We start from the raw sequence: 9,671 nt of genomic DNA on the forward strand, positions 1-9,671 counted from the left end.
GGTGCCGCCGCCATGGGCGGCAGCGGCGATGGTGCCGGTGGTAGCGCCGGCGGCGGTGCCGGTGGTTGCTGCGGCGTCGGCGGCGGGCCGACCATGAACACCAGGGCCTTCAGCGGCGGATTGCCCGGCGGGATCTGGAGCGTCACCTGACGGTCCTGCGGCAGCGGCGTGAGCGTCTTCAGGCTGACCTCGCCCGCCTGGGTCCTGACCTTCACGCTGCCGTCGCCGCTCTGCTCGACCACGGTGCCGGACACGACGACGGTCCGGAGCAGCTCCTTGAGCTTCTCCGGCAGTTTCTCGAGCGATGCTTCCCCGGCGGGTTCCGGAGGAGCCGCCGCCACGGTCCCGGCCGTGCCGGCGCTCGTGCCGGCAGTGCCCGCGGGCGTCGCCGGCGCCGGAGGCGGGACCGGTCCGGTCATGAGGGGACGGTCATTGCGGGCCGAACAGCTTAGCCGCCAGATTGCGGACGTCCGATGCTGCGTCGGAACTGGGAGAGCGCATCAGCAGCGGCGTCTGGTTGCGGATCGCGTCGCGCACCTTCTGGTCCCGCCGGACGATGCCGGCCAGCGGCGGCGCGAACTTCAGGAAGTTCTGGCACGCCTTCAGGATCGTCGAATATGTGCGCTCGCCCTCGCGCACGCTGCTGGCCATGTTGACGACCACGCGCAGGTCGGCGTTGGGGTTGGTCGCATGCGTGACCTTGATGAAGGCATAGGCGTCGGTCAGCGACGTCGGTTCGTCCGTCGTCACGACCAGGGTGATCCCGGCCGGGCCGGACAGCTGCCGCACCGTGCGGTCCACGCCGGCGCCCAAGTCGATCACGACGGCGTCGTAGCTGCGGGCGACCGTCATCAGGTCGTTCCGCAGCTCGTTGAGCCGTGCCACCGTCAGGTTGGCGAGGTTGCCCGATCCCGACCGGCCGGCAATGATGTCGAACCCGCCGTCGGTAAACCGCTCCGCTGCCGCCTGAAGCGAATAGCGGCCGTCCACCACGGCTCCCAGGTCGCGTTTCGGCATCAGTCCCAGCTGGATGTCGACGTTGGCGAGCCCCAGGTCGCCGTCGAACAGCAGGGCCTTGCGGCCCAGCTTGGTGAGCGCATGGGTAAGGGTGATCGAGAACCATGTCTTGCCGACACCGCCCTTACCGCTCGCCACCGCAATGACGTTATGGCCACGCAACTGGGTGATGTTGGCGGGGAAAACCGATGATATGTCGGTCATGAAAAAGTTCCCGTTTGCTTGGCTGTTCGTGCGGCGTGCTGCACGTGATTGGGAAGCAATAGCCGTGCCAGAGATAATGAATTGAGGGGGCTCAGGCCTTCCGCTACCTGCGGCGTGGCGCTGATGTCGGAAAAGCTGAGGCGTGCTTCGTAGGCGATGGCCAGCAGGCTGCCCAGCCGGCGGGTCATGTCGAGCCGGGTCAGCAGCAAGCGGCGGGCACCAAGCTCCCGGAAGGAAGATCCTACCTCGGCAGCTTCTGCCGCGTCGCAGCCGGCCGGCAGGACCAGGACCGGTTCCAGGTCGGCGGCGTTCAGCAGGTCGCCGAGGTCGTTCATGTCGTCGGGGTCGAACGGGTTGCGCCCGGCGCTGTCGATCAGCACCTGCTCGACCCCGCGCTGGACGCTCAGCGCATCGGCCAGGGCATCGGTATCCTCGACCGCCAGCAGCTTCAGCTTGAGCAGCTTGGTGAAGGCCGCGAGCTGGTCGATCCCGCCCGCCCGCGCGGTATCGGTCGTGATCACCCCGACCTTGCGGCCGCTCAGCGTGGAGCGGGTGGCAAGCTTGGCGATGGTTAGCGTCTTGCCGGCGCCGGGGGGGCCGATCAGCATGAAGGGCCGGGGCGCCCGGCCCAGGGGAAGCGGCTGGAATGTGAAGATGCTGTCGAGCGCCGCCGACAAAGCCGCCAGCGGGTCATCGGTATCGTAGGTCGAGATCGTGTTGAGCAGCCGGTCCGTGACCAGCGGCGGCGTGCCGTGGCGGGACAACGCGTCGCAGACCAGATCGACGACGTCCAGTTCCGGCTCGCGGCGATAGTGCCGGCCATGATCCCGGCCCTGGTCCCTGCCTTGATCGTAACCGCCGTGGGACGGCTCCGGATCGTGGCTGGGCGGCGGCGGAAGCGGCGGCTCTTCCGCATCGTCGATCGCGGCGGTCAGGCGGACGCCGCCCTCCTCCTCGCGCGTCGCGACGATGATGGCGTCGTCGCCCAGGGCGTCGCGGACCAGCCGCATCGCCTCCACCATGGACGGAGCATGAAAGCTCTTGAGCCGCACCTTGTTCCTACCTTTCCTTATCCTGCGGCCGATCCTGCCAGATCATCATTGCCAGACCGTCAATTCCCGTGACTTGAGGCCCACGCCTTTAGTCACATAACTTTAGATTTGCCCTAAGGTGCGGATCTTCGCCTTTGGGTGGATCTCGTTCTGCGACATCACGATGGTCGCCGGACGGAACCGTTCGATGATCGACCGCACATAGGGCCTGACCCCGGGGCTGGTCAGCAGCACCGGCGTCTCGCCCATCATCGCGTGCCGTTCGAAAGTCTGACGCACATTGGTGATGAATTGCTGAAGGCGCGACGGCGCCATGGAAAGCTGCCGGTCGTCGCCGTCGCCGACGATCGATTCCGCGAAGGCCTGTTCCCAGTCCGGCGACAGGGTGATCAGTGGGATGAACCCGGCCTCGTTGGTGTTGGATTCCGATATCTGGCGCGCCAGCCGGGTCCTGACATGCTCGGTGATCGCCGTGATGTTGCGGGTGAAGCCGCAGGCCTCCGACACGCCTTCCAGGATGGTGCCCAAGTCGCGGATCGAGACGCGCTCGCCCAGCAGGTTCTGGAGCACGCGCTGGAGGCCGCCCATCGTGATCTGGCCCGGAATGACGTCCGCCACCAGCTTCTGGCTCTCGCGCCCGATCTCGTCCAGCAGCTTCTGCGTCTCCGCGTAGGAGAGCAGGTCGGGCATGTTGTCCTTGATGACCTCCGTCAGGTGCGTCGTGATGACCGTGCAGGCATCGACCACGGTCAGGCCCTTGAACAGGGCCTCCTCGCGGTAGCCCTGCTCGATCCACATGGCGGGCAGGCCGAAGGTCGGCTCCACCGTGGCCTCGCCGGGCAGCGAGATCGCCTCGCCGCGCGGGTCCATCACCAGCAGCATGTTGGGCCGGATGTCGCCCCGTCCCGACTCGATCTCCTTGATCCGCACGACATAGGTGTTGGGCGGAAGCTGAAGGTTGTCCTGGATGCGGACCGACGGCAGCACGAACCCGACCTCGCCGGCAAGCTGGCGGCGCAGGCCCTTGATCTGGTCGGTCAGGCGGAAGCCTTCGTTGGCGGTGTTGATCAGCGTCAGCAGGGCGTAGCCCAACTCCAGCCGGACCGAGTCGATCGACAGCGCGGTCCCGATCGGTTCGTCCGCGATGGGGGCCGGCAATGCCTCCTCCATCGCCAGTTCGGCGTTTTCCTTCGATTTCCTCTCGCGCGCCTTCGGCAGGTAATAGGCTGCGAAGCCGGTGGCCCCGGCCAGCGCCATGAACGGGATGAACGGCATGCCCGGCAGCATGCCGAGCGCGAACAGCATGGCCGACGACAGCCCCAGCGCCGTCGGATAGCCGCTGAGCTGGCCGAACAGCGCCTTGTCGGCCGATCCGGAAACGCCGGCCTTGGACACCAGCAGACCGGCGGCGACCGAGATGATCAGGGCCGGGATCTGCGACACCAGGCCGTCGCCGATGGTCAGCCGGGTATAGGTGTCGGCGGCGACCATGAACGGCAGGTCGTTCTGCGCGATGCCGATGATCATGCCGGCGATCACGTTGATGAAGGTGATCATCAGGCCGGCGGAGGCGTCGCCCCGCACGAACTTGGACGCACCGTCCATCGAGCCGAAGAACGCGCTTTCCTCTTCCAGTTCCTTGCGGCGGCGCCGCGCCTCCGGCTCGTCGATCATGCCGGCCGACAGGTCGGCGTCGATCGCCATCTGCTTGCCGGGCATGGCGTCCAGGGTGAAGCGCGCCGCCACTTCCGCGATACGGCCCGACCCCTTGGTGATGACGACGAAGTTGACGATGGTCAGGATCGCGAAGACGATCACGCCGATGACGAAGTTGCCGCCCATGACGAAGCCGGCAAAGGCTTCGATGACCGCGCCCGCCGCGTCGGGGCCTTCGTGGCCATGGGCCAGGATCAGGCGCGTCGATGCCAGGTTGAGCGACAGGCGCAGCAGCGTCGTGATCAGCAGGATGGTCGGGAAGGAGCTGATCTCGAGCGGTTTCTGGATGAACAGAACCGTCATCAGGATCAGCACCGACATCGTCATCGACAGCGCCAGAAGGATATCCAGCAGGAACGCCGGCATCGGCAGGATCATGACCACCAGGATCGAGACCAGCCCGATCGCCAGCACGATGTCGCCGCGCGCCAGCATCGTCTTGGCGGTGTGGAACAGCTCCGCCGCGTTGAAGTTTCCGGCGCCGGTCTGATCGCTCATGGCACGATTTTCCTGCCGGCGTACCTAAGGATGCCGCATCCGTTCACGACGCGAACCTCTCCACGTCGCCCGGCGGCGGGACGGCGACGCCTTCCTCGCTGTACTGCTTCAGCTTGTTGCGCAGGGTCCGGATCGAGATGCCCAGGATATTCGCGGCATGGGTCCGGTTGCCGACGCAGTGGTGCAGCGTGTCGATGATCAGGTCGCGTTCCACGGCGGCCACCGTGCGGCCGACCAGTCCGGTCAGGTTGCCAGGCAATCCGGCCGCGGCGGGCGCGCTGGCGGGCGGCGGGGCAGGAGCCATGATCCTGCCGCCGCCATAGGCCGCGTATCCGGCCGCGGCGCGGGCGGCCGCCAGCGCCGCCGGCGGCACTTCCGCAGCGGGCGCCGCCACGGCGGCGGGCGGCGGTGCCGGTTCCGCCGCCGGCGTCGCCGGGCCGCTGTCCGTCAGCAGGATCGCGTCGGTGTCGATCGAGGGACCGCGCGACAGCAGCACCGCGCGGTGCATCGTGTTTTCCAGCTCGCGGACATTGCCGCGCCATGGGTGGACCTTCAGCATGTCCAGGGACTCGGCGGTCAGGTGCTTTTCCGGCAGCCCGTTGGCCTCGGCGTATTTCTTGGCGAAGTGGACCGACAGCGCCAGGATGTCGGCGGGACGTTCGCGCAAGGGCGGCAGGCGCAGGTTGACGACGTTGAGGCGGAAGTAAAGGTCCTCGCGGAACCGGCCGGCCCTCGCCTCCTCCTCCAGCTTGCGGTTGGAGGTGGCGAGCACGCGAATGTCGATCTTGACCGGATGGCTGCCGCCGACCCGGTCGATCTCGCGCTCCTGGATCGCGCGCAGCAGCTTCGCCTGGAGCCGGATGTCCATTTCGCTGATTTCGTCCAGCAGCAGCGTGCCGCCGTTGGCTTCCTCGAACTTGCCGACACGCCGGGCGACGGCGCCGGTGAAGGCGCCCTTCTCGTGGCCGAACAGCTCGCTTTCCAGCAGGTGCTCGGGGATGGCGGCGCAGTTGACCGCGACGAACACCTTGTCGGACCGCCGGCTCTTCCGGTGGATGTAGCGCGCCATCAGCTCCTTGCCGGTGCCGTTCTCTCCGGTGATCAGGACGGAGGCTTCGCTGGGCGCAATCTGGTCGGCCATCCGCAGCACCGATCCCATGGCGGGGTCGCGGCTGACGATGGCGTGGCTTTCCTGGACCACCGCCTCCAGCACGGCGGCGATCAGCTCGGCGTCGGGCGGCAGCGGGATGTATTCCTGGGCGCCGGCGCGGATGGCGCGCACGGCCGCCTGGGCGTCCGTCCCGATGCCGCAGGCGATCACCGGTATCGTGATGCGTTCCAGCTTCAAGGCGTCGATCAGGCGGGCGATGTCGAACTTGACGTCGATCATGACCAGATCGGCGCCCTGACCGCCGCGCAAAGCGTTCAGCGCCTTGTCGATGCCGTCGGTATAGGAGACCTTGGCGCCGCGATCGTGGGCGATCTTGCCCGCGGCGGTGATGTAGCCTTCCATGGTGCCGACAATCAGCAATCGCATGACGAATTTCTCCCAGGTACCATCCCGCTACGGTCCTCCGCGGCGGGTGCGCTCTACGAACGGTCGGATTTGATGATTTCGGTCATGGTCACGCCGAGACGGTCCTCGACGACGACCACCTCGCCGCGCGCCACCAGTCGGTTGTTGACATAGATGTCGATCGCCTCGCCGACCTTGCGGTCCAGTTCCACGACGGCGCCGCGGCCCAGCTTCAGCAATTGGCTGACCTGCATGGTCGCCTTGCCGAGCACGGCCGAGATCTGCACCGGGATGTCGTAGATCGCTTCCAGGTCCTTGGCGGCGTGGCTGTCGAACTCGCCGACGTCGCGCGACCCGGCATCGAGTTCGTCGAGCGAAAAGCTGTCCTTGCTGGCCATGTGGCGTTTTCCTGAGTGACTGTTACGGGGACTTTAGGACGAAGCGCCGGCCAGGGAGCTACCCAGGTGGCCACCGGAGTGGCCGCCGGAGTGGTCTTCCGTGCCGTGGCCGGCGCCCAGCAGGCGGGCGACGGCCAGATCGATGTCGTGCCACAGGCGGGCGCTGTCCCGCTCCACCCCGCCGTCGGCCCACTCGATCCGGCAATCGCCGGCGGCGACCGTCGGTTCGGCCAGCAGCACGACCTTCCCGGCGAAACCGCGCCGCGCCGTGATGGTGTCGATGCGTTCGGACAGGGCGTCCAGGTCTTCGTCGGCGACCCGGATGACCATCCGGGGTTCGTCGATCAGTTCGGCGATGACCGTGCCCAGCATGGCTTCCGCCTCTTTCGTGCCCTGCCGCCGCGACAGATCGGGCAGCAGCTTGCGGCAGATGGCGGCGCCGATCTCGATCACGCCCTCGCGCTGGCGCGCCGCCGTGTCGGCGGCGCTCTGCACGATGTATTCGAGCTGGTCGGCCAGCCGCTCCAGCGTCGCCGACAGCCGTGCGTTGACCGCCGCTTCCGCGGCGGCCTTGCCGTTGGCGAAACCGTCGGCGTAGCCGTCCTCGTGCGCCTGGAGCAGGTCGGCCGACTTGAAGACCGGTTCCGGCGGGGGCGGCGGCTCTTCCGGTTCGGGCGGCGGCGCCGACTTGGCGATGAGCGCCTCCGACGCGAGACGCTCCTCCCGACGGCGTGCCACGTCCACGTCGAATTCGGTGTCGAACAGAAACCTGCGGGTCGATGTCATGATCGCGTCGTGACCAATGGGTTCGGGGTGAGCGCCGGCACTAGTAGATCAACTCGTCTTCGCCCTTGCCCTCGGCCATGACGATCTCGCCCCGGGCGGCGAGGTCCTTCGCGACCTGGACCATGTACATCTGCGCCTCGTCGACGTCGCGCAGCCGCACCGGTCCCATCGCCGCCATGTCCTCGCGCATGATCTTGGCCGCGCGTTCCGACATGTTGGTGAAGAACAGGTCGCGCAGCGTTTCCGACGAGCCCTTCAGGGCAAGTCCCAGCTTCGGCTTGTCGACCACCCGCAGCAGCGTCTGGACACCGGACGGGTCCAGCTTGGACAGGTCCTCGAAGGTAAACATCAGCGCCTTGATGCGCTCGGCGCTGTCGCGGTTGCGCTCTTCCAGGGCCGCCAGGAAGCGGCTTTCAGTGTTGCGGTCCAGGTTGTTGAAGATTTCCGCCATCATCTCGTGGGCGTCGCGGCGGCTGGTGCGGGCAAGGTTCGACATGAACTCGGTGCGCAGCGTGCGCTCGACGTCGTCGAGCACTTCCTTCTGCACCGACTCCATGCGCAGCATGCGCATCACGACTTCCATCGCGAAGCTTTCCGGCAACTGCGCCAGGACGCGGGCGGCGTGCTCGCCCTTGATCTTCGACAGCACCACCGCGACGGTCTGCGGGTATTCGTTCTTCAGGTAGTTGGCGAGCACCGTCTCGTTGACGTTCGCCAGCTTGTCCCACATCGTACGGCCGGCCGGACCACGGATATCCTCCATGATCTGGTTGACCTTTTCGTTGTCCAGCACCTTCAGCAGCAGCCTCTCGGTGCTCTCGTAGGTGCCGACCAGCGAGCCGGTGGAGGAGATCTGCTCAGCGAACTCGACGAACAGCCGCTCGATGATGGTGGAGCTGACCGTGCCCAGGTTGGCCATGGTCTGCGACAGCTCGCGGATTTCCTCGTCGTCCATGTGGGTGAAGAGCTTGGTCGCGTGCTCCTCCCCCAGCGCCAGCATCATGATGGCGGCTTTCTCCGGACCGGTGAGGGTGCGGTAATCTTCGCGTATGCGCAGCGCTGCCACGATTCAAATTCCCCCGTTCACCGGTTCACGTTTCCTGGTAGAGCCAGCTTCGGATGATCGAAACCGCCTCTTCCGGATGCTTGTCCACGATCTCGCCGACCTTGCGGAGCGACGAGGCGCGCACCCGGCCCTCGACGCGGTTGATGTCGATCATCTGCTCCAGTTCCTCGCCCGCCTGGGCGTCTTCCAGCGCCAGATCCTGTGCCAGGGCGCCCGGTCCGGTGAGCTGCGCCTGACCCATCGACTGGTCGGTCAGCAGGCGCTCGGCCTCCTCCTCGGCGGAGGTGCCGTCGTTCCGCTCGAAGGCGCGGGCCATCAGCGGGCGGATCACCAGCAGGATCACGAGGATGGCGACGATGGCGAGCACCACCATCTCGGCGATCCGGAACAGGTCCTCCTTCGCCATGCCCAGGAAGATCGCTTCCGATCCGTCGGCGAACTCGGCGTCCGGCGTCGCGAAGCGCATGTTGATCACCTCGACCGTATCGCCGCGCACCGCGTCGAAGCCGATGGCGGAGCGCACCAGCGCCTCGATCTGGGCCATCTCCTCCCTCGGGCGGGGCGCGTAGATCGGGGCGCCGCCCTCGGGGTTCGGCGTATACTGGCCGTCGACCAGGACCGCGACCGACAGGCGGCGGACCTGTCCGGATTCCCGGACATGGCTCTTGACCGTCTTGCTGATCTCGTAGTTGATCGTTTCCTCGGTCCGGGCGCCCTTGGTCTTGCTGGAGGCGCCGTTGGCGCTCTGGTTGGTGTCGCCGGTCGGCAGCTGGTTGGCCACCGTCACCGGGTCCAGCGCGTCGCGGTCGGTCGATTCATTGTTGTCCTCGACCGTCTGGGTCGACCGGATCACTTGGCTTTCCGGGTCGAAGATCTCGGAACTGGTGGTGATGCGGTCGAAATCGAGGTCGGCGGTGACTTCCGCCCGGACCTTGCCGAAGCCCAGCGAGCGCGACAGCAGGTCCTCGATCACGCGGGTCGTCCGCTGCTCGTATGCCTGCTTCTTCTCGTCGGCGTTGGCCTGGGAATTGGCCTCGGCGCCGGTGCCCATGCCGCGTGCCAGCAGGTTGCCGCGATCGTCGATGATGGAGATCTGGTTCGGTTCGAGCTGGGGAACGGCGGCGGCGATCAGGTGCTGGATGGCGACGACCTGCTCGCGCTTCAGCTGCTGTCCGGGCCGCAGCTTCAGGAATACGCTGGCGGTCGCGGTCTGCTGGGTGCGGCTGAACATCTCGCGCTTGGGCAGCACCAGATGGACGCGAGCCTGCAGCACCGGTCCCAGTGTCGCCACCGTGCGCGCCAGCTCCCCTTCGGTCGCCCGCAGGTGGTTGACGCCCTGGACGAAGCTGGTGGTGCCGAAGCCTTCGGGCTTGTCGTAGATCTCGTAGCCGATCGACCCGCCGGCCGGCAGTCCTGCC

8 protein-coding genes and 1 pseudogene are annotated in these 9,671 nt (G+C 67.0%); all 9 read right to left on the bottom strand.

Going from position 1 to position 9,671, the window contains the following annotated elements:
* Window positions 1-419: pseudogene (locus AC5JJ6_RS27230) on the bottom strand (hypothetical protein); the annotation flags it as partial.
* A gap of 10 nt (window positions 420-429) precedes the next feature.
* Window positions 430-1,221 carry a MinD/ParA family protein gene (locus AC5JJ6_RS27235; RefSeq protein WP_496045077.1) on the bottom strand — a complete coding sequence of 264 codons (792 nt, stop codon included), beginning with the start codon at window positions 1,219-1,221 and terminating at the stop codon, window positions 430-432.
* Window positions 1,218-2,273: a flagellar biosynthesis protein FlhF gene (locus tag AC5JJ6_RS27240; protein WP_496045078.1), complete on the bottom strand. Its 1,056-nt coding sequence runs from the start codon at window positions 2,271-2,273 to the stop codon at window positions 1,218-1,220. The genes AC5JJ6_RS27235 and AC5JJ6_RS27240 overlap by 4 nt, the downstream gene beginning before the upstream one ends.
* A 102-nt stretch (window positions 2,274-2,375) precedes the next feature.
* The gene (gene flhA / locus AC5JJ6_RS27245; RefSeq protein WP_496045082.1) at window positions 2,376-4,424 is read right to left on the bottom strand and encodes a flagellar biosynthesis protein FlhA; all 2,049 of its coding nucleotides are present in this window, start codon (window positions 4,422-4,424) and stop codon (window positions 2,376-2,378) included.
* Between the two features lie 106 nt (window positions 4,425-4,530).
* Complete coding sequence (locus tag AC5JJ6_RS27250) at window positions 4,531-6,024, bottom strand: sigma-54-dependent transcriptional regulator (RefSeq protein WP_496045079.1); 1,494 nt, start codon at window positions 6,022-6,024, stop codon at window positions 4,531-4,533.
* A gap of 53 nt (window positions 6,025-6,077) precedes the next feature.
* Window positions 6,078-6,401: a flagellar motor switch protein FliN gene (gene fliN, locus AC5JJ6_RS27255; RefSeq protein WP_044437445.1), complete on the bottom strand. Its 324-nt coding sequence runs from the start codon at window positions 6,399-6,401 to the stop codon at window positions 6,078-6,080.
* A 33-nt stretch (window positions 6,402-6,434) separates the two neighbouring features.
* Window positions 6,435-7,187 carry a FliH/SctL family protein gene (locus tag AC5JJ6_RS27260; protein WP_496045080.1) on the bottom strand — a complete coding sequence of 251 codons (753 nt, stop codon included), beginning with the start codon at window positions 7,185-7,187 and terminating at the stop codon, window positions 6,435-6,437.
* Between the two features lie 40 nt (window positions 7,188-7,227).
* Complete coding sequence (gene fliG / locus AC5JJ6_RS27265; RefSeq protein WP_084721509.1) at window positions 7,228-8,253, bottom strand: flagellar motor switch protein FliG; 1,026 nt, start codon at window positions 8,251-8,253, stop codon at window positions 7,228-7,230.
* Window positions 8,254-8,278: 25 nt separating this feature from the next.
* The coding region (gene fliF / locus AC5JJ6_RS27270) for a flagellar basal-body MS-ring/collar protein FliF (RefSeq protein ID WP_496045081.1) at window positions 8,279-9,671 on the bottom strand (1,393 nt) is incomplete at its 5' end.

Source organism: Skermanella sp., assembly GCF_059503625.1.

Coding starts and splice junctions, on each gene's coding strand:
- AC5JJ6_RS27235 (WP_496045077.1), bottom strand. CDS start 1,221: ATGACCGACATATCATCGGTTTTCCCCGCCAACATCACCCAGTTGCGT.
- flhA (WP_496045082.1), bottom strand. CDS start 4,424: ATGCTGGCGCGCGGCGACATCGTGCTGGCGATCGGGCTGGTCTCGATC.
- AC5JJ6_RS27250 (WP_496045079.1), bottom strand. CDS start 6,024: ATGCGATTGCTGATTGTCGGCACCATGGAAGGCTACATCACCGCCGCG.
- fliN (WP_044437445.1), bottom strand. CDS start 6,401: ATGGCCAGCAAGGACAGCTTTTCGCTCGACGAACTCGATGCCGGGTCG.
- AC5JJ6_RS27260 (WP_496045080.1), bottom strand. CDS start 7,187: ATGACATCGACCCGCAGGTTTCTGTTCGACACCGAATTCGACGTGGAC.